Here is a 21,363-nt window from a genome sequence, read left to right on the forward strand (position 1 = left end):
AATAGAGAGTGTCCAAAATTTTGTATGAATCTCTGGACAAATCCAGTAACATAAGGATTTTTTATTTTATTCATACAAAAAATTTACACTCTCTCCAAATTTAGTTAATGAAACTAACTTTATTAGAATTTTCAATATTTTTTTACAAGTTCTTCAAATACTCAGAAAGCGAAGTAGCTTTACGCCCTAAAACCTTCTCAATGTCATTAGAAATCCCAGATTGTTCACCTTGAGCAATCGCAGTATAAGTCGAAACCCAAGAATCATATTCCCACTGTTCAGCTTTCCAAATTTTACGGCTTTCATAAGCTTCTTCCACAGTTTCATCAATATACTTAATTTCTTTACCAAAATGTTCACTCACAATTTTTACAATTTTATTCATTGTAAGTTCCTCAGGCCCTGTCATATTCAAAGTCTGATTTTCCCATTTTGTTGGATTTTCCAAAATTTTTGCAACAACTTCCGAAACATCTGAACGCACCACAACTGAAACTTTCCCGTTCCCAGCAGGTCCTTTTATTTCTCCGTATTCTCTGCACAAATTCACAAAAAAATCTGCATAAAAATTGTCTCTCAAAAATGTATATTTGAATCCATTTTCCTTAATACACTCTTCAGTCGCATAATGATCTCTTCCTAGTGTAAATACAGAGTTTTTTGAAGCATTGTAAAACGAAAGATAAATAATGTGCGAAACTTTTGCCATTTTAGCCGCATCAATAAAATCCTTATGCTGTTGAACACGATTAGGATTTTCCGAACCTGACACCATAAAAAGCACATCAATTCCCTCTAGCGATTTCACAGTATCTTCTGATTTATCATAACTCGACTTAAAAACATTATAAAATCCCATTTTTTTAGCTTTTTCCACATTTCTAGCCAAGTTTCTAACTTCTATTCCATTTTTCTTACACAATTTTGAAACAATTCCACCTAAGTGTCCTGTCACTCCAGTTACTGCTATTTTAGCCATTTTAATATTACCTCTTATCTTTTTTTGTTTTTATTCTTTTTATTTTACATTTTCCATTTAGAATCTATTGAAATTATTGAAGTTGGCATTCCTACAATTTGAATATCAAATTTTAAACTTGTTTCCACTTTAGAAGAAGCATTATGTATTCTAAATGTAAATTGCCAACCATTATTTAAATACAGTTCCAAAGTATTTAGACTACCTGGTTTAAAATCCAGACTAACTATTCTATTCGGTAAAAGAACAATCGGTATTTCTATTTTTCTTTTTTTATGTACTCCTTCTTGATTTAATGTACCATATAAGTTATAACTTTGCACTCTTGTAATTCTTTTAGTATCGATACTAATAACTTTATAAAAATCAAACTTTCCTAATAAGTATTTTAACATATTTTCTAATAATCCAATTTCTTCTTTATTTTGTTTTAAAATTTCTATTTTAAAAGCTTCCAACAATGGAAAATATACATCGTTATCTTTATTTAGTATTTCTTTCCAAAGAGTTTTCTTTCTTTTTTCTTCTTCTAAAAAATCAAAAATTGGTTTCACTTTTTTCCAGTATTCTTCTGAACAAGAAATATTGTACCATTTTTTTCCAAAATCTAATTTTTTAGATAATCTGCTGTGCTTTACAGCAAAATGATTATGTTTTAAACTTAACCCTATTTCCCAATTAATATTTTCTCTCATAATTATTATATCCCTTACATCCCCTTTTTTTCCGTTATCATCAGCTTGAATTTTTAGATTCAATGTATCATTATTTTTTTCAAGAATTAATGGTTCTAAATCTAAAACAGTATTTACTCCTGTTAAAGCACTTAACTTATATATTTCTTTTTCTTCTTCTGATAAAGTTTCCCAGGCTTTTTCAGAAGCTGAAAAACTACTATTCTTCTCAATCCAAACTTCCCTAATTTTAGATATTTCATCAAATAAAACATTTAAAAATATATATTCATATGCTCTTCCCTGATTATTGCTTTTACTACTCATTAATTTTACTTCTCTCTTTCTTTTCCAATACTTCTCTTATCTTTTTAGCAATTTCATAAGCAAGATTAATAGGTACAGCATTTCCAATCATTTTATAACCATCATTTATATTATCATAATAAAATAAAAAATCATCTGGAAATCCTTGTATCCTAGCACACTCTCTAACTGTCAATCTTCTATACAAGTGTTCGTAGCCTTTAGCAAAAATATTTTTATCTTTCTCTATTTTAGGCATTACAGGTGCTTGTGGATGTAATTGACATTGTCTTCCGGAAGCTTGAACAGTAAAAGCTTGTTCATCCCATTGCCGCACCCTATTTCTACTCATAAAAATTGTAGAATATGATCCTAAATAATATTCATGATTAGGATAAATACATTTTTCCTTATTCGCTTTATTTTTTTCCAAGGCTTTTATTGGCGTTTCTTTTAAATCATATATTACATCCTTTAAAGTCAATTTAAAATCATAAGGTTTCGGAAATTCAAAATTTACTTCTAATTCTTTTTTGAATCCAATATAAAAAACCCTTTTTCTATCCTGTGCCACCCCATAATCACTAGCATTTACTTGAAATATTTGAACATTATATCCTATTTTTTCAAATTTTCCTATTATTTCCTTAACTGCTTTATTATGCCTTTTTGCCATCATTCCACTTACATTTTCTGCTAAAAAAAATAATGGCTTTTTATCTTTTAAAATTCGTATATATTCGTAAAACAGTTTTCCTCTAGGGTCATCAATTCCTCTTAATGAACCTCCCACACTCCAAGATTGACAAGGCGGTCCTCCTATAATTCCTTCTATATTGTTAGGAAATTCATCTAAAGAAACTTTTGCAATATCTTTTTTTATCAAATGTGCTTTATGATTTTTTTCGTATGTCTCCCATATTGTCTTATCATACTCATTAGCTGCTAAAATATCAAATCCTGCTTTTTCAAATCCTAAATCTAAACCTCCAGCTCCTGAAAAAAGGCTTATCAAATTCATATTTTATTTTCTTCCTCCCTTTTATTTTTCACTATAAAAAACCTTTAACCTCCCTAATATTTCAAACTCCCCCTTCTATTTAAAAATATATTCTACCCTTTCACAACAACATTAACCAATTTATTAGGTACAACAATCACTTTCACAATTTCTTTCCCATCAATAAATTTCTTAGCCTTTTCTGATTCCAGCGCAAGTTTTTCAGCGTCATCTTTTGAAATTCCGATTTGAGCCGAAACCATATCTCTCACTTTTCCGTTTACTTGGATTACTAAATTGAAAGTATGGTCTTTTGTCAATTCTTCGTCATATTTTGGCCATTCTTCTTCAAAAGTAAATGTTTTATTTCCTAAATAAGCCCACAATTCATCAGCTACATGCGGTGCAAACGGTGCGATTAACAAGATTGTTTTTTCCAATACTTCACGCCATATTTTTTTACTTTCTGAAGAAATATTTTCTTTGTCAATCACTTCTTGCTTGTAAGTCGTCATATCATTCAACAATTCCATAACAGCTGCAATTGCGGTATTGAAATGGAAATCATCTTCGATACTTTCTGTAACTTTTTTAACTGTTTGATGCAATTTCTTTTGAATTTCTTCATCTTTTTGATTTCTCTTTTTCAATTCAACTCCATAATGATTTTCTGATTTCGCATTATGGTCAGAAAATTCTGCAGTTCCAGAAACTAACAAATACAATCTATTTATAAATCTGTATGCTCCTGCAAGTCCATTCATATTCCATTCCAATTCTTTTTCAGGCGGTGCAGCAAACAATGTAAACACTCTTGAAGAGTCAGCTCCGTATTCTTTCACGATTTCTTCAGGATCTACTCCATTATTTTTCGATTTACTCATTTTTTCTACTTTTGTAACTAATTCTTCCCCTGTTTCAATCGAAAACGCTTTCCCATCTTTAAATTCAGCTTCTCTTGGGAACAAATATCTTCTCTCATTTTGCGAATAGAATGAAGGTCCTAAAACCATTCCTTGCGTCAACAATTTTTTAAACGGCTCATTTGTATCAACATATCCCAAATCTCTAAGTGATTTATGGAAAAATCTAGCATAAAGCAAGTGCATTACCGCATGTTCAATTCCACCAATATATTGATTTACAGGTGTCCAAGCATCTGCATCCGCTTTTTCAAAAGGTTTTTCCACATTGTGAGAATCCAAATATCTCAAATAGTACCAAGACGAGTCAACGAAAGTATCCATCGTATCAGTTTCTCTTCTACCTTTTTTCCCATTCGGCAAAATCACATTCTTAAACTCTTCCGAAGTTTCAAGCGGATTCCCTTTCCCATTAAATTCAATATCAGTAGGAAGTTTCACAGGCAAGTTTTCTTCTTCTTCCAAGTAAATATTCCCATCTTCATCATAAATCACAGGAATTGGAGTTCCCCAATATCTTTGTCTACTAATCAACCAATCATGAAGTCTATAATTTACAGTTTTCTTACCAAATCCAATTTTTTCCAATTTTTCAGTAATTTTTTCTTTTGCTTCATTACTATTTAATCCGTTAAATTCTTCTGAATTTACCAATACTCCTGGAACTGTTAAAGCATTTTCCAATTTTTCAACAGAAACTTCTTCTAAATTTCCATTTTTATCAACAGGATTTACAACAATTTTCAAATCCAAGTTATATTTCTTAGCAAATTGAAAATCTCTTTCATCGTGTGCAGGCACCGCCATAACAGCTCCTGTCCCATAATCCATCAACACATAATTTGCAACCCACAATTGCACTTTTTCTCCATTTACAGGATTAATCACATAAAGTCCAGAAAATACTCCTTCTTTTTCCTTATCTTCTGCTGTACGAGCGATTTTATCCTCATTTCTCATCGCTTCAATCTTTTCTCTAATGCTAGGATTTTCCTTTAAAATAACTTCCTCAACCAACGGATGTTCTGGTGCAACAGTTGCATAAGTAACTCCATAAAGCGTGTCAGGTCTTGTCGTAAATACAGAGATTACAACTTCTCCCTTGTCATTCAATTTCAAATGCGTATGTCCATTATTTTCAAATTTATAATCTAAAATAAAGTCAACTTCAGACCCAATTGATTTTCCAATCCAGTTTTTTTGCATAGTCAATACTTGTTCAGGCCAATGTCCTCTAAGTTCTTCATGCCCTTGCAGCAATTCTTCAGCATAATCAGTTATTTTAAAGTACCATTGCGACAATTCCTTTTGAATAACATCAGTTTTACTATGTCTCCAGCATTTCCCATCTTCGACTTGTTCATTCGCCAAAACCGTATTACACTCAGGACACCAGTTTACAAAAGATTTTTTCTTGTAAACCAATCCTTTTTTATACATTTCAATAAAGAATTTTTGATTCCATTTGTAATACTCTGGAGTGTAAGTGCTAAATTCTCTATCCCAATCATAAGAAAGACCCATAAGTTTCAACTGTCTTCTCATATTGTCAATGTTCGCTTTAGTCCATTTTCCAGGATGAGCCCCATGGTCAATCGCCGCATTTTCCGCAGGTAACCCAAAACTATCCCATCCAAACGGATGCAGCACATTAAACCCTTTCATCTTCTTGTATCTTGCAATCGCATCTCCAATCGCATAATTTCTCAAATGCCCAACATGCAATTTCCCTGACGGATACGCAAACATCTCAAGCACATAATAATTCTCTTTCCCATCGGCTTTATTTTCAGACTTAAAAACATCTTTTTGGGCCCATTTGTCTTGCCATTTTTTCTCAATTTCATTAGGATTATATTCCTTAATCATTATTTTTTCTCCTTCATTTTTCAGTATTTATAAATTTTATTTTTTTATCCATTTTATAAATCTGTAGCTAAATTCTATTGTTTTAACAGTACATAATACAATTACTGCAATCTCAAGCCACTTCATAATTTCTCCTTCTAGATTATTAATAAATATAATGATTGTTTGAAATTTAAATCATTATATATTTTTTACTTAATAATTGTACTATATTTTGGAATTTTTGACAATTATTTTTCAATTTATACTAAAATATATTTTATATTTCTGCCTATTTACTTTTTAATATCTAAGAAATCCTCTATTCCTTCTATATCAAGTTTATTGTCTATAAAATATTTAATTTTTAAATTATTAGGTACTAAAAACATATATTTATTTGAACTTAAATAACCATCTACTATATTTATTTTTCCTAATTCTATAGATTTTTCTATATCTTTTTCAAGAAAATCTTCTATTTTTTCCCTATCTATTCCATTTATTGCAATTTCACTTATACTTTCTTCTATAACTTGACTATTTGATAAAATCATATCATTTAATTCTCTAAAATCTTTTAAATTTAAAAATATCAACAATAATATCATCAATGTTCTATCTATTTTCGTACTTCTAAATGTTTTTATTGATTTTTTATTTTTTTCTAAATAAAAATATATCTTTTGTTTTAAAATAATACTTTTAGAAATAACTTCTAGACCTTTTCTTATATCTTCAGAATAATTTCCCCATGTTTTACTATTAAATAAAATTTTTTTCATTTCTTTTCTTAATTCATCAGTAATTTCTCCAACTTCTCCCAAAAACATGGGAGGTTTTCCGTCTTTTGCTTTTTCTACAAATATTTTTTTTATTTCTTCTTCTACTTTTTTTATTTTCCAAATTCCAGCAGCTAAATATATATTATCATTTACATTTAATCTTATATCTAATGGTAACTCACCTATTTTACTTTGATTATTATATACTGAATACATCTCTTCTACTTTAAATTGAGTATAAAACTCTGCTTTTTTTAATAATTTTTCAAGATTAACTCCTGCAATGATGCTATTATCCAATATTTCAATATATTTCTCTTTTAAAAGATGATTACAAATATTTGAAAACTCTTCATATTCAATATTTTTCCAAGTTTGATATTTTTGAATAATTTTTTTAAACTCTGATAAATTTATTTCACTCTTTTCAACTATTAAAGATAATATTTGATGAGCCATTACATCATAAGGCTTCTTCACAACATCTATTTTGTCAACTTTTCCTTTTTTATAAATTGAAATCGCTGATAATCCTTGTAATAAATCCCATTTTTCATCTGAAATAAAATGTAAATTATTTATTCCTGTTCTTCTGCCACTTCTACCTAATCTTTGAGCTAAGGATGATACAGAATGAGGAGCATTGTATTGAACTATGCTATCAACTGCTCCTATATCTATCCCTAATTCAAGTGTTGATGTACAACATATTGTAAATAAATTTTTATTAGATTCTTTAGCAAAATTTTCTACCATTGTCCTGATGTTTTTGCTTACTGAAGCATGGTGAGAAAAATAACTTATATATTTTTTTTCTTTTTGAGATTTTTTCTTTAGATTAGCTGCTATCATTTCAACTTTTTGTCTTGTATTTGGAAAAACTAACATTGTTTCAGTTTTAGAATATTCATAAATCTTATTTAATGCTGCAATTTCATTAGAATAAAAATTACAATCTATTTTTAATTCATTTTTCCCTTTATCTCTAATAATTTTTGTTATTCTTTTATTTTGAAATATTTCTTTTAAATCTAAGTAATTTTCTTCTGATACCGTTGCAGACATTCCTATCATCCTAGGATTATTATTTTTTATATACAGGCTCATTCTTTCAAGTAAAGATTTAAGTTGAATTCCTCGATTAGAACCAATAAAACTATGAATCTCATCTACAATTATATTTTCAACATTGTAAAATAATTTCCTCACTCTATCTGATTTTGTTACAAATAATGCTTCCAGACTTTCAGGAGTTATTAACAATATCCCCTTGGGATTCTTTAAGATATCTCTCTTTTTACTTTGAGAAGCTTCTCCATGCCATCTAGTAACAGTTATTTCCATATATTTACATAATTCTGAAATCCGATTAAATTGATCATTAATTAATGCAATTAATGGTGAGATATAAACTATCTTAATACCTTCTTCCCAATTTTCAATACTATTAATTGCAGGTAAAAAAGCTGCTTCTGTTTTTCCTGAGGCCGTAGGTGCAATTAAAATTAAATTATCTTCGCTTTCACTATAAAGTTTTATAGAATGATCTTGTATTTTAGTAAATTGCTGCCATTTTTGATCATAGATATATCTTCTGATTTCTTTTTTTAACATATTATAAGTGTCCATTAAAATACCTCTATTTCATCATCAAGATTATTTTCATCCTTTTCCACTTTATTCATTTTTCCTAATTTTGCTTCTATTATTGCTATTATATTTTCATTTGGATTCTGTCTTATTAAATCTAAAATTTCAATATAATCCTTTATTACTGCTCTCGGTGTCAAAAATTCATCTGCTCCCGGAAGATTTAATTTTCCTTCCATGTATAATCTTATTTCATTTGCATCTAGTTCTATAGAAGTTTTATAATTTACATTGTAAATATCTCTCAGTCTTTCTAAAAGAATAAATATCTCTTCATTATTCAAAGGTTTTAATAATAATACAGATTTCTTCGTATTAATTAAATTTGATAAATTATCATTCTCTGTCCCTAATCTCCCTTTTAATGCTTCATAACTTGACATTCCTCTGCCTTTGTCATATACTGTTTTTTTAGTTGCGCCAAAATTTATAAACATTCCTCTTGCCTTATTAGATTTACATTCATTAAAAATATTTAATATCTTTTCATAATTTTTTTCTCTTGTTTGTGATTGAGGTATCTTATATAAATTAACTAATTCATCAAAATTAACTACAAAACCCGAGTATCCCATATCTAAAATTAATTCTCCAAATGTTTTCAAGGCCTCATACCAGTTATCATCATTGATTATTTTTCCAATTCCTAATTCCTTTTTTGCTTCAGTTTTAGTTTCAATATTTCCTCGTAACCATCTTAAAGCTTTCTCTTTCTTATCATAATCTTCTTCTAATATTCCTATATAATATTGAATAATTGCTTGACCAAATTCATAGGAGATTGATGATGTCGTAAACGAAGAAGTTAAATTTAATATTTCTTTTTCAATAAATTGTGGATTTTTATCCAGTTCTTCTGCTTTTAAATTTTTATTATTTATGATTTGATTCTTGACTTTTTCTATCCAGATTTCTATTATTGTATTTATAGCTCTTCCATTTTGAGCAGTTTGAACTACTATATTATCTATTATTTCACTGTAAAGAGCTTTTGATTTTCCATCTGTTGAATAAAATCTTCTTGTAGGATTCAAGTCAACTGTAGAAACAGCAAAATTCTTTTGTAAGGCAATGGATTCTATTGTCCTCAACATAAAACTTTTTCCTGAACCAAAATCTCCTACCCAAAATTTTATTTCACTATCTCCTTCAGTTATTTTATCTAATATTTTTACTATTTCCTGAACTTCATTGTTTCTTCCAACTAACAAATGCTGTATTCCTCTTCTGGGAGTTATCCCTCCCTCTATTGCTTTAATCACACTATCTGCTTCTTTGAGATTTATCTTAATCATTTTCTTTCAGCCACTCCTTTATATCGTCAATATAAAATTCATCTATTTTTACAGTATTATTTTCAAGAATTATTACCTGATCATTTACAATATCATATAACTCTTTATTTATAGAATCTATGTAAGCATTTAATGACATATTTTTTTCCTTAGCATAATTTTTCAAATCATTTTCGCCTATTTTTTGAGTTTCTATTATTACTTTCAATACTTCTTTTATTTTATTATCCTGAAAATTTTCTATTTTTTCTTGTTCTTTATTCTCAACAACTACATCTTTTTGTTCTTCATTACAAATTTTACTAATATCAGCTTCTTCATTTTCTTCTTTTAAATATTCTTCTAAAATATTAACTGTTTCAGCAAATTTCTCTTTTGTCACTTTCACTTTTTCTAAATTCAAATCTATTTTTTTCATTTTCTGAAACTTTAATAATTTTAATTCCTCGTATATTTTTTGAGTTATTTCATTATCTTTGTCTAATAGTTTTTTATAATCTTGAAATCTATTAGCAGATATTATTTTTTCTAACATTTTTACTTCAGTTTTTTTCAATTCTCTCTTTTTATTCAATAGAAATAAATAAAATAATTTATCGTCACTATTTTGTTCTTTTTTCAATAATTCTTTTATTATTTTTTCCAAATTCTCATCATTATTAAATCTTATTATTAAATTTATTTTTTCTCATTGAATAATTCTATATATCCTAATTTTAGTTTCCAATCTTTAGGATAGTTTTTATCTCATAATCTAAAATTGATTCAATTTTTCTTTGGATATCTTAAAATTTTCAATATTTTCTAATAATTCATTTGACATTGATTTAGGAAAAAATTTTTTATACTTTCTAATTCTTTTTCTGTTTCAAGTATTTTATAATTTGGTATAAAACTCCTAATTTTATTTTCAATCATTTTTAAAAGTGCATATATTCCCTCTATTTCATTATATTCAAAATAAACATGATCTTGTAAATTTAAAATAGCACTTATAATTTTTTTGCTTTTCTTTTTTAGTTTTTCTTCTGTTTTTACTCTTTCTTCTATAATCTTCCATTCATCTAAATATAAAAGAATCATTTGCTTCTTAGCCTCATAATTATTCCAAATTTTAGTTTGTCTAAAACTAGTTTTCTCCAATATTCTTTGTTCCAACTCTGAGAATTTATGTTCTTCTCTAAATTTCCCATTTTTATCCCAATATCTATATGGCAATCCATTTGGTGTTAAATTATAATACACCATAATTTCATTATTTAACTTAGGCAATTTTTCTAAATATTTATTTATTTCATCTATTACAACTTCACTCGCCTTTTTTTGTAAAATATTCCAAAAATCTTGAAAATAATAATAATTCCTTATGTTTTTTCTAATTCCATTGTACTTACTATTTATTATCCGTATTCCTCCATAAAAAATATTCTTAAAAGTTTCTCCTTTAAAAACATAATTTTCCTTTTCAAATTTTTCAATTTCTTTAATAAGTATTCTATTTTTATTTTTTAACTCAGTATCTGAAATTTCAAATATTTTATTATAAAGTTCTAAAATTTTTTCTCTCAAAAATGGAACTTTTAGTTCACTAAAATAATAATTATCTATATTGCCTAATTTAATTTCCCAATTATTAATAATTTTTGTATCATCTTCTTTAAATTTAGAATAGTCAATTTTTTCTTCTTTAAAGTTCGTAATATCTATTATATTATGTTCTTTATTATTATTTATCAAATTTTTTTGAAAATCTCTTTTTTCGACTCATGACTTTTATTTTCTAAAAGTTCTTTTTCTTTTATTTTTGATTTTTTTTGATTATTTTTACAATTTAAAATTTTAGTTATTTCCTTATTTACTTCTGCAAAAATTTCTCTTATCAACTCTGAAATATAATTTTTCATATTTTTACCTTTCAAGTAAAACTCTTCTTATAATTTTAATAATAAAACTGCCTTAAAAACAAACTTAAAAGTTACTACTACTTTACTCAAAAATTTAATTTTATATAATTTTTATAATCCTATTTTCTTTAATCTCACAACTTTTTTCAATTTTATCCCAGTTTTTTTTCTAATTTTCTTCAATAAACAAACTTGTAGTTAAAAATAATCTATTTCAACCTACTAATACCCAAAATCAGGATTCTCAATCACCCATTTCCCATTCTTCTTATTAGCTTCCAAAATTTCTTTTCTTCCTACATATTTCCCATTTTTTGTAATTTGTTCTAATTCTTGGTCCATCATTTCTAATTGAATTTCACCCATTATTTTAAAATATTTTTTCATAGCTTTTTCATCATTTTGTGAAATTGATTTTTGATATTCTTCCATTGTTTTTCCTGTTTTTTTCTTAAAAGATTCATTCATTTTTTTAGTCATTTCTCCAGATTTTTCAAACATTTTGTCTATGCTCATTTCATCTGTATTTACAGGAAATCCCAATTTAACTTTTACATATGCTTTTTCTCCATTGATATAATCTATTTTTTCTATATCAATCTTGTAATATTTATACATTGTATCCACCATTTTAGAAAAATAATCCTCTCCAAAAAAAGAACCCATCATTTCTTTCATCTGATTCGACCCATCTTTTTGACTTCCAGCAAAAACTCCATTCATCATTTTATTCATCATTCCAAACATTTCCTCTTTTGAATAAATTCTACTCACTTCTTTTTCAATTTGAGAATTGTAATCTGAAAGAATACTTTGATTAAGCTTTACTGCTGGTTCTACTTCCACTTGATATTTTTTTTCTGTAAAAGTTGATAAACTTAGTAATACAAATAAACTTAAAACTATTTTTTTCATATTTGCCTCCAAAAATAAATTTAAACTTCAAAGTTATAGTTATTCTACAGCTATTATACCTTAATTGCTCTAAAAATTAAAGAAAAATAATTTTAACTCAAAATTTTTTTAATATTTTTTTATTTCTGAGTACCACCGTAACACTCTATAATTGAATTATAGTAAAATTGTTTTCTATATTTGAAGTTTAGTTTTTACACACAAGAGTATTAAATAATATTTTTATTAGTAACTACAACTTTACTTAAAAATCCTCCATGTTGTTAATTTTTAAAGCAAAACTTAATCATGAATGCTGACATAAAAAGCTAGGTACATTTTATTTTATTTTAGTTTCTCTCAAATTTTTCTTTACATGAATATTTTCTTGATATACACTTTTTTTTCTATTATTTCAAAACTTCTCAAGAGATTATATTATGAAAAAAAATATTTTTTTAAATATATTTATAACAATTTTTGTTTCAAAATTGTAATAATTATATTTATAAAATAATTATAAAATATTTGTTGACAATTTATCTTATTTTTGATATAATCAAAATGTATTTGAGATAGAAATACAAATTATAATTTAGGGAGTGATAAATATGTCAAAAACAATTGAAAAATTAAATCTTTATTTAGCAAATTTAAACGTATTATACAGAAAAGTTCAAAATTACCACTGGAATATTGTTGGTGCAGGTTTCTTTTCTGTTCATGCAAAATTGGAAGAATACTATGATGCATTAAATGAACAAATTGATGATGTAGCTGAAAGAATCCTTTCAATCGGTGGTCGTCCTTTAGGAACACTAAAAGATTACTTAGCAGTTACTACTATTAAAGAAGCTGAAAACAAAGAAATATCTATTGCTGATGCAGTTGCTGACGTTAAAAAAGAATTTGAAGCAATGTTAAAATTAGTAAAAGAAGTTAAAGAAACTGCAGATTCAGAAAATGATTATGGAACATCTGCAATGGTTGATGAATATATCAGCACTTATGAAAAAGATTTATGGATGTTAAACGCATACTTAAAATAAATCTTTAAACAATAGACAAAACTTTACAGAATTATTAAAATTGCCTATTATATATACTTTTGGGAGAAAGTCTTTTTATAGATTTTCTCTTTTTTATTTTCATAGTTGCATTTTTTATTAAAAAATGTTATAATTAATTATTAACGAAAAATTAAAGGGTGGGAGTTATGGCAATAAGTTTATTTAGCTGCAGTTATTTGGGAGTCGATACCTATGTTGTAGAGGTGGAAGTTGACCTTTCCAGAGGACTGCCTGTTTTTAATATAGTTGGAATGGGAGATCAAGCCATTTCAGAAAGTAAGGAGCGAATTAGAAGCTGCTTTAAAAATGTGGGATTTGAGTTCCCAGTCAGGCGTGTGCTAGTAAATTTATCGCCTGCAAATATTAGAAAAAAAGGAAGCCATTTTGATTTAAGCATATTTTTAGGCATACTTGCCAACACAGGACATATTTCAAATATAGAAATATTAAAAAAATACCTAATTTTGGGAGAAATTTCCCTAAATGGAAAAATAAAATCAATAAATGGAGCAATAAATGCCACAATCTTAGCAAAGGAAACCGACTTTAAAGGAGTTATCGTTCCAATGGAAAATTATAACGAAGCAAAGCTGATTTCAGGAGCAGAAATTATTCCAGTTGATGAAATTAGCGAACTTCTGGACTTTCTAGATGGAAAAATTGATGTGGAAACTTTATGCAAAAAAGCCGTTGAAATGGATACTTCAAAAATTGAAAAGGATAAGAAGCCAGAAGAAGCCATTGATTTTTCAGATGTAAAAGGGCAGCTTATGGCAAAAAGGGCTTTAGAAATCGCAGCAGCCGGTGGACACAACGTGTTTTTAATAGGCGACCCAGGTTCAGGTAAATCAATGCTTGCTAAAAGATTTAATACAATTTTGCCTGACATGCTAGAAGAAGAAATAATCGAAACAACCAAAATTTACAGCATTTCAGGAATGCTTAGCCAAAAAGAACCAATAATCCGCAAAAGACCATTCAGAGCACCCCATTATTCAGCAACGCAAGTGGCACTTGTAGGCGGTGCAAACAGAGTCGGAGAAATAACATTAGCACTAAACGGAGTATTTTTTCTAGATGAAATTGGAGAATTTGAGGGAAAAACACTAGAAGCGCTACGGCAGCCTCTGGAAGATGGAAAAATCGTTATTTCCAGAGCAAATTTCAGTGTAACTTATCCTGTAAAAAATATCACGATAACGGCTTCAAATCCGACTCCAAGCGGCTACTTTTCCGATAATCCGCTATGCAGCGACAGTCTGAAAGAAATAAAACGTTATCAAAAAAAATTTTCAGGACCTCTTCTTGACCGAATGGATCTTTACGTTGAAATGCATCAGCTAAAAAAAGATGAAATTTTTGACGAATCTCTTTCAGAAAAATCAAAAGACATCCAAAAAAGAGTAATAAAAGCCAGAGAGATCCAAAAACAGCGATTTAATTCAAATACGCTAAACAGGGATATGAACAAAAAGCAATTAAACAAATATTGCAAAATTGACAAGGAAAGTCAAGAAATTATGAAAGCCGCCATCGACAATCTAAAATTGTCAGTCAGAATGTTCGACAAAATACTAAAAATTTCAAGAACAATAGCAGATTTAGATGGGCAGGAAAATATAAAAAAAGAGCATTTATTAGAAGCCCTAAATTATCGAAAAAAACAGTAATTTTTTATTTGGCAACAATTTATTAAAAAAATTGTAAAAAATTGTTATTCCTGATATTTTCCATTGATGTTACAGATTCATTATAAATCCTGCTTAATAAAAAACTAAATTCATATAATTTTTAGCAGTCTAATTTAAAATAGGTTTGAATATTTATGGAGATTACTTAATCATAATAAAAATAAGGGACTTAAAATCCCTTATAAAGATACAGTTTAAAAAAACTATTTTATTTACTTATTTAATTACAAGGGGCTTTGACCCCTTGTTAAAATAACTTTTGCTTTTTTGAAAATTAATTTGAAAATCAATAGAAATTTTTATTTTTTTTCATTAACTCTTTCTCCAATAAAATCAAGCAATTCTTTTCTTCCAGTATTTTTTAAGGAAGAATAAAAAAATACATCTTCATTTTTAAACACAAGTTTTTTCTTAATTTCCTTTAACTGCTTAAATTTTTCATTATTAGACAATTTATCAGCCTTTGTAAAAATTATATAATATTCAATTCCAAAATGTTCCAGCCACTTTAACATTTCCATATCCTCGCCTGTTGGGATTCTACGCAAATCCAGCAAAAGGAATACAACTTTTTCACGATCTGACATAAGATAGCCTTCTATTGTTTTTCCCCAGTTTTTCCTTACTGAATCAGGTACTTTCGCAAATCCATATCCTGGCAAGTCTACAAAATGAATTGCATTATTTATCAAAAAATAATTTATAAGCTGTGTTCTTCCTGGAGTTTTACTTGTTCTTGCAAGATTTTTTCTCTTTGTAAGAGAATTTATAAGCGAAGACTTTCCAACATTTGATCTTCCGATAAATGAAAACTCCACAACGTTGTTAAATTTTGGATAATCCTTTTCCATAACTGCCGATTTTACAAATTCTGACTTATTTATTTCCATATTTCACCTCTTTGTTTTAATTTTTAAATTCTTCCCTTGCTTGTTCCAGCGATGCCTCATCAGGCATAAAATACCAAATTCCATTTATCATCTTTCCATCTCCAGTAATTTCATACTGATCAATATTTGACTGATGCATAAGAAATGCTGGCAATACTGACAATGCTTTAATTGGATTTACTGCAATATCCATATGCTGTTTTGAATAATTATATACTTGTGGCACATATTTCCATCCAGATGGTGCAACTAATTTTTTGGCAATTCCTTGAATAACCTGTCTTTGTCGTTCATCACGTTTAAAAGCTGTGTCACTTTTTCTATGTCTTGTATATGCAAGCGCCATTCTTCCTTGTAAATTATAAACTTGCCCTTGATTAAAGTGAAATACTTCCTGATCGAAATAATCTTGATTAAATGTATGATTTGAAACAACGTCAACTCCACCAATCAAAGTTGTTATATTCATAACATCTTCAAATCGAAATCTTACATGATAATTAATTTTAGTATCAAGTAAATTTTCCACAGCATCAATAGTACATTGAACTCCTCCAAAATGGTGTGAATGTGTTATTTTATCCTGCTTATAATTTTCACAAGGAATTTCTGCATAAGTATCACGTGGAATCGAAATCATTTTCACCTGTGCCAAGTATGGAACAACCCTTATAACAATAAGTCCATCACTTCTAGATCCTTCTGTAGGCTGATTAGCATAAGCATCCACTCCTATTACAAGAATATTAAATGGTATAGAAAGCCATGCAATAAATGCTATCAGAAATACTCCCAATATTAAAAATATTTTTTTCATTTTTTTACCTCTCATGTATTTTAATTTTTTGAAATTGCTGTTGTTCTAAAATTTTTAAAAATTTATCAACTTCCCTATTTAAATCATCTATATTTCCATCATTTTCAATGACAAAATCACTTTTTCCCCTTTTTTCATCCAAGGACATCTGTGAATTTATAATATCCCAAGCCTCTTTTTCACTCCGTTTATCCCTTCCCAAAATACGCTTAACTTGCATGTCCCTTTTCGCAGCAACTAGCAAAATATAATCAAATTCCTCTTCCCATTGAACTTCAAAAAGCAGCTGAATTTCTACAAAAATGATTTTATTTTTTCCCTTTTCGTCTTTTTCTTTTTTTAATTTACATTCTAAAATTTTTTTACGCATAACTCTCAAAATTTCAGGATGCATAATGGAATTTAAAGTAAACCTTTTTTCTTTATCGGAAAAAATAATTTTTCCAAGCTTTTTACGTGAAACAATATAATTTTCAGCTTCATTATCTACCAAAACTTCTCTTCCAAAATTTTTTATAATTTTTTCCACAACTGACGGAAATTTAACAACTTCATGTGAAATCACATCCAAATCAATCACAGTAAATCCTCTATCCTTCAAAATTTGGCTAACAGTACTTTTCCCTGTTCCAATCCCACCTGTAAGTCCAATAACCATTATTTATTTCCCTTTCCAAAACTTTAAAACATATAATTTATTTTTATAAAAAAGATTTGGATATATTTTATACCTTTTTTCATTTATTTGCAACAATTTTTATTTATTTTTAAAAAAGAAAAAATTGAAAAAATGCTTATAATATGATAAAATTATATATGGAAATTTAAAAAAATTATAAAAAATTTATTGAAATAAATATTTGATAAAAAATAAGGAGGACTTATGGAACTTAAGGATATTCAAGAATTGATGAAAGTTCTGAAAAAAGAAGATATAGCAGAACTAAAAGTAAGATATGGAAAAATAAAACTTACTTTAACAAATTCTGAAAATACAAAAATTGTAAATACTGCAGCAGCATCACCTAAAATTATAAAAGAGAAAAAAAATATCAAAGCTGTATTGCCAGTTGAAGAAATTGTTAAATCAAGTAACGTGGGCAAAATAAAGCTAATAAGTTCAAAAAGTGGAACTTCAGTAAAAAAGGGTCAAATTCTTGCAAAAATTAACACAATGGGAATTGACAATGATGTAAAATCTACTGTAAATGGAATTTTAAAGGAAGTGCTTGTGGCAGATGGTTCAGCAGTTGATTTTGCAAAAGAATTATTTAAAATTGAAGTCAATTAAGATTAATAAAAATTAATTTAAAAAAATTTAGAATAGTTAATAATTTTTTTAGAAATAGAAAATCTTTTAGGAGGATAGAATATTAATGTTTAAAAAAATATTAATAGCAAATAGAGGGGAAATTGCTGTTAGGATAATCAGAGCAGCAAGAGAATTGGGAGTTGCAACAGTTGCAGTTTATTCAGAAGCTGATAAGGATTCACTTCACGTAAGATTGGCTGATGAAGCTATTTGTATTGGAACTGCCAACAGTGCAGATTCATATTTAAAAATACCAAATATTATTTCAGCGGCACAAATCACACAAAGTGAAGCAATCCATCCAGGATACGGTTTTCTATCTGAAAATCAAAGATTTGCCGAAATATGTGACAAAAATGGAATTGTATTTATCGGTCCAAAACCTGAATTAATAAATATGATGGGGGATAAGGCAACTGCAAGGGAAACTGCCATCAAACATAAAGTTCCAATAACAAAAGGATCAGACGGAATTGTGCCAACTCTGGAAGAAGCAAAAAAAGTTGCAGAATGGATAACTTATCCTGTTATGATAAAAGCTACTGCCGGTGGTGGTGGAAAAGGAATGAGAATTGCACGTGATGAAAAGGAATTAGCCGAAAATTATATTGTTGCACAAAACGAAGCAAAAGCAAATTTTGGAAATCCAGATGTTTATATTGAAAAATATGTTGAAGAACCAAGACATGTTGAAATTCAAATTATAGGAGATAAATTTGGAAATGTTGTCCATCTTGGTGAAAGAGATTGTACAATTCAAAGAAGACATCAAAAATTAATTGAAGAATCTCCATCAGCAGGAATTGATGCCAAAACACGTGAAAAAATGGGGAAATTTGCTGCAAAATTAGCAAAAGGTATCGGTTACGATAGTGTTGGAACATTAGAATTTCTTGTTGACAAAAGTATGAATTTCTATTTTATGGAAATGAATACAAGAATTCAAGTTGAACATACAGTAAGCGAAGAAATTACTGGAGTTGATCTAGTAAAAGAACAAATAAGAGTAGCTGCAGGAGAAAAATTAAGTATTTCTCAAAAAGATATACATATTAATGGACACGTAATTGAATGTAGAATAAATGCAGAAGATTCTGAAAATGGATTTTTACCATCTTCGGGAATTTTAGAAACATATATTCCATCTGGAGGAATTGGAGTAAGAATTGACTCACATTCCTATCAAAATTATGAAATTCCGCCCTATTATGATTCGATGATAGCAAAACTTATCGTAAAGGGAAAAGATCGGGAAGAAGCTATTTCACGTATGAAACGTGCCTTGAAGGAATTTATCATAGAAGGTGTAGATACAACTATTCCTTTCCATTTAAAAGTACTTGATAATGAAGACTTTAAAAAAGGAACTGTTTATACAAATTTTATTGAAACTCACTTTAAGGAAGCTCTTGGAAAGTAACAAACTTATTCAAATTTCTATAAGTTTAAATTATATTTAAATAATGTTATTTAATAAGGGACAAGGTCCCTTGCCATTAAATAAATAAATTAATTAAAAATTAGGAGGAATCGAAATGAACGAATTAGGAAATGTAAATATATCACAAGAAGTGGTAGCAACAATCGCAGAATCAGTAGTATCAGAAATCGAAGGAGTAAACAGCCTTGTTGGTGGAACTTCAAAAAATGAAATTGTTAAATTTTTCCAAAATGTATCTTCAGGTGGTAAAGGAATTGAAGTAGAAGTTGGCGAAACTGAATGTACATTAGATCTTTACATTGTAGCCAAAATGGGATATAAATTACCAGCATTAGCTGGAGAAATTCAAACAAAAGTAGTAAAAGCAATTACTGAAATGACAGGACTAAAAGTTCAAGAAGTTAATGTGTATATTCAAAAGATTGTAAAAGATGAAAAGAAAGATGTAGCCCCAGTTACTGTAGCAGAAACAGCAGAAATTGAAGAGTAAGAATAAAAAAAGAAAGGAGAAACTGACAAAGATACACCGTAGTTTATTTTAAATCTAAATATTTGTTATTAAATTTTAAAATCAAGAAAAAATAAATTTACTTAGAAAGTATATAAAAAAATTATAATAAAACGAATATTATGAAACAAAATATGGTGTATTTTTACCAGTTTGTATTAGTTTAAATGATTGCAATATTGGGATTTTTAGCAAGGTTATCTGTGATACTTGGATTTATCGGTATTGCATTTTCAAGTATATCAGACACTTTGTTTAGAACCGATTATTTAGGACAGCTTGATAATTTTATAGATTTAAGCAGTTTAAATTTCAAAATTTTAATCGGACTGTTATCAATAATTTATTTAGTCATATTTTTACTTTCTTACATTAACAAACTTACAAAATATTCTCAAAATAGAAAAGTAAAAAATAAAAATGGAGAAATCGAAGTTTCAATTAAAACAATAAATGAAACATCAAAAAGTTTTTTAAATTCAGTGGAAATTATAAAAAATTCAAAAGTAAAGTCATATCCAAAAGGAAGATCAGTTGTTATTGAAGCTACTGTTGATACCTACAATGTTGATAACTTAAATGAAAAATTAATAGAAATTCAAAACAAATTATCCGAATATATTTTCCATTCTACTGGAATTACTGTAAAAAAAAGTAAAGTTAAGTTAAAAAAAGTTTTAGGTGAAACAATTATTGAAAAAAAAATCATTGATTCTCCAGCTGTTCAAAAGGAAATTGAAAAAGGACAAGAAAAAGTAACGGAAAAATCAAAAGTTGAAATGAATAAAAACAATGATAAAACCGTAAAAAATGATAATACAAAAATTGAAACTTCCCCATCTGGAAAGGAAAATTAATGACACGAAGAGGAATTAGAGAAGAAATATTTAAATTACTTTTTGAATATGAGCTAATTGACAATAATATTGAAAAAAGAATAAATGACGTGATTGAAAAAGAAAATTTAAAAAAAGAAGATGAAATTGATTTTTTAAGAAGTTATGTAACTGACATAATTGCAAATGAAGATATTTTAATTGGAAGGATAAAAGATGTGTTAGAAGGTTGGACTTATGAACGTCTTGGAACGATCGAAAAGGTCTTGCTAAAAATATCTTTTTATGAAATCACTATAAAAAAAATTGGATATGAAATTGCGATTAACGAAGTTTTAGAAATTTCCAAAAAGTATTCCTACAACGATACAAAAGATTTTTTGAATGGAATTTTAGCAAAATTAATAAAAAATATTAAAGAAGGAAAAAGTAACTTCTAAGTTCATTTTCAAAGCAAGTTTTATATAAAGAACTTCTGTATTTTTAAATATGGAGGTTTTTTTTAAATAATTTAGTGAAATTTTTATTTAAGACAACTTC

20 protein-coding genes are annotated in these 21,363 nt (G+C 27.7%); 7 read left to right on the forward strand and 13 right to left on the reverse strand.

Annotation, left to right across the window (positions count from 1 at the left end):
• Positions 1-142: 142 nt before the first annotated feature.
• From FVE73_RS07390 to FVE73_RS07435, 10 genes are all read right to left on the reverse strand, one after another.
• Positions 143-979: an SDR family oxidoreductase gene (locus tag FVE73_RS07390; protein ID WP_018499069.1), complete on the reverse strand. Its 837-nt coding sequence runs from the start codon at positions 977-979 to the stop codon at positions 143-145.
• 44 nt (positions 980-1,023) lie between these two features.
• Positions 1,024-1,980 (reverse strand): HaeIII family restriction endonuclease, encoded by a 957-nt coding sequence (locus tag FVE73_RS07395; RefSeq protein WP_018499068.1) that lies wholly within the window; start codon positions 1,978-1,980, stop codon positions 1,024-1,026.
• Positions 1,973-2,980 carry a DNA cytosine methyltransferase gene (locus FVE73_RS07400; RefSeq protein ID WP_018499067.1) on the reverse strand — a complete coding sequence of 336 codons (1,008 nt, stop codon included), beginning with the start codon at positions 2,978-2,980 and terminating at the stop codon, positions 1,973-1,975. Before FVE73_RS07400 ends, FVE73_RS07395 begins: the two co-directional genes overlap by 8 nt.
• A 92-nt stretch (positions 2,981-3,072) precedes the next feature.
• A complete protein-coding gene (leuS, locus tag FVE73_RS07405; RefSeq protein ID WP_018499066.1) occupies positions 3,073-5,751 on the reverse strand; it encodes a leucine--tRNA ligase in 2,679 nt (892 codons plus the stop codon).
• A 275-nt stretch (positions 5,752-6,026) separates the two neighbouring features.
• Positions 6,027-8,144 (reverse strand): DEAD/DEAH box helicase, encoded by a 2,118-nt coding sequence (locus FVE73_RS07410; RefSeq protein WP_018499064.1) that lies wholly within the window; start codon positions 8,142-8,144, stop codon positions 6,027-6,029.
• Positions 8,144-9,460: a BREX system ATP-binding domain-containing protein gene (locus tag FVE73_RS07415; protein ID WP_018499063.1), complete on the reverse strand. Its 1,317-nt coding sequence runs from the start codon at positions 9,458-9,460 to the stop codon at positions 8,144-8,146. Before FVE73_RS07415 ends, FVE73_RS07410 begins: the two co-directional genes overlap by 1 nt.
• Positions 9,453-10,106 carry a tellurite resistance TerB C-terminal domain-containing protein gene (locus FVE73_RS07420; protein WP_175284485.1) on the reverse strand — a complete coding sequence of 218 codons (654 nt, stop codon included), beginning with the start codon at positions 10,104-10,106 and terminating at the stop codon, positions 9,453-9,455. Before FVE73_RS07420 ends, FVE73_RS07415 begins: the two co-directional genes overlap by 8 nt.
• A 158-nt stretch (positions 10,107-10,264) precedes the next feature.
• Complete coding sequence (locus tag FVE73_RS07425) at positions 10,265-11,197, reverse strand: hypothetical protein (RefSeq protein ID WP_175284486.1); 933 nt, start codon at positions 11,195-11,197, stop codon at positions 10,265-10,267.
• Complete coding sequence (locus FVE73_RS07430) at positions 11,194-11,364, reverse strand: hypothetical protein (protein ID WP_175284487.1); 171 nt, start codon at positions 11,362-11,364, stop codon at positions 11,194-11,196. The genes FVE73_RS07425 and FVE73_RS07430 overlap by 4 nt, the downstream gene beginning before the upstream one ends.
• A gap of 222 nt (positions 11,365-11,586) precedes the next feature.
• On the reverse strand, positions 11,587-12,279 hold the full coding sequence (locus tag FVE73_RS07435; protein ID WP_018499061.1) for a hypothetical protein: 693 nt from the start codon (positions 12,277-12,279) through the stop codon (positions 11,587-11,589).
• 590 nt (positions 12,280-12,869) lie between these two features.
• Here FVE73_RS07435 and FVE73_RS07440 point away from each other — a divergent pair.
• Together FVE73_RS07440 and FVE73_RS07445 are read left to right on the forward strand one after the other, a co-directional pair.
• Positions 12,870-13,307 carry a Dps family protein gene (locus FVE73_RS07440; RefSeq protein ID WP_018499060.1) on the forward strand — a complete coding sequence of 146 codons (438 nt, stop codon included), beginning with the start codon at positions 12,870-12,872 and terminating at the stop codon, positions 13,305-13,307.
• A 167-nt stretch (positions 13,308-13,474) separates the two neighbouring features.
• On the forward strand, positions 13,475-14,998 hold the full coding sequence (locus FVE73_RS07445; protein WP_018499059.1) for a YifB family Mg chelatase-like AAA ATPase: 1,524 nt from the start codon (positions 13,475-13,477) through the stop codon (positions 14,996-14,998).
• 320 nt (positions 14,999-15,318) lie between these two features.
• Here FVE73_RS07445 and yihA read toward each other — a convergent pair whose 3' ends face one another.
• The 3 genes from yihA to coaE are packed head-to-tail and all read right to left on the reverse strand — an operon-like array spanning position 15,319 to position 17,384.
• A complete protein-coding gene (yihA, locus tag FVE73_RS07450; RefSeq protein WP_018499058.1) occupies positions 15,319-15,909 on the reverse strand; it encodes a ribosome biogenesis GTP-binding protein YihA/YsxC in 591 nt (196 codons plus the stop codon).
• A gap of 16 nt (positions 15,910-15,925) precedes the next feature.
• Positions 15,926-16,726 carry an LCP family protein gene (locus FVE73_RS07455; protein ID WP_018499057.1) on the reverse strand — a complete coding sequence of 267 codons (801 nt, stop codon included), beginning with the start codon at positions 16,724-16,726 and terminating at the stop codon, positions 15,926-15,928.
• Positions 16,727-16,730: 4 nt separating this feature from the next.
• Positions 16,731-17,384, reverse strand: a complete 654-nt coding sequence (gene coaE, locus FVE73_RS07460; protein ID WP_018499056.1) for a dephospho-CoA kinase — start codon at positions 17,382-17,384, stop codon at positions 16,731-16,733.
• A 225-nt stretch (positions 17,385-17,609) separates the two neighbouring features.
• Between coaE and FVE73_RS07465 the strand changes: the two genes are divergently transcribed.
• The 5 genes from FVE73_RS07465 (at position 17,610) to nusB (ending at position 21,263) form a co-directional block, all read left to right on the forward strand.
• Positions 17,610-18,017: an acetyl-CoA carboxylase biotin carboxyl carrier protein gene (locus FVE73_RS07465; protein WP_018499055.1), complete on the forward strand. Its 408-nt coding sequence runs from the start codon at positions 17,610-17,612 to the stop codon at positions 18,015-18,017.
• 85 nt (positions 18,018-18,102) lie between these two features.
• Positions 18,103-19,458, forward strand: a complete 1,356-nt coding sequence (gene accC, locus FVE73_RS07470) for an acetyl-CoA carboxylase biotin carboxylase subunit (RefSeq protein ID WP_018499054.1) — start codon at positions 18,103-18,105, stop codon at positions 19,456-19,458.
• Positions 19,459-19,573: 115 nt separating this feature from the next.
• Positions 19,574-19,969 (forward strand): Asp23/Gls24 family envelope stress response protein, encoded by a 396-nt coding sequence (locus FVE73_RS07475; RefSeq protein WP_018499053.1) that lies wholly within the window; start codon positions 19,574-19,576, stop codon positions 19,967-19,969.
• Positions 19,970-20,154: 185 nt separating this feature from the next.
• Entirely contained in the window at positions 20,155-20,844 is a 690-nt protein-coding gene (amaP, locus tag FVE73_RS07480) for an alkaline shock response membrane anchor protein AmaP (RefSeq protein ID WP_018499052.1), read from the forward strand.
• Positions 20,844-21,263, forward strand: coding sequence for a transcription antitermination factor NusB (nusB, locus tag FVE73_RS07485; protein ID WP_018499051.1), 420 nt, complete (start codon positions 20,844-20,846; stop codon positions 21,261-21,263). Before amaP ends, nusB begins: the two co-directional genes overlap by 1 nt.
• The last annotated feature ends 100 nt before the right edge of the window (positions 21,264-21,363 follow it).

Origin of the sequence: Leptotrichia wadei (assembly GCF_007990545.2) — a bacterium.
Taxonomy (GTDB): domain Bacteria; phylum Fusobacteriota; class Fusobacteriia; order Fusobacteriales; family Leptotrichiaceae; genus Leptotrichia; species Leptotrichia wadei.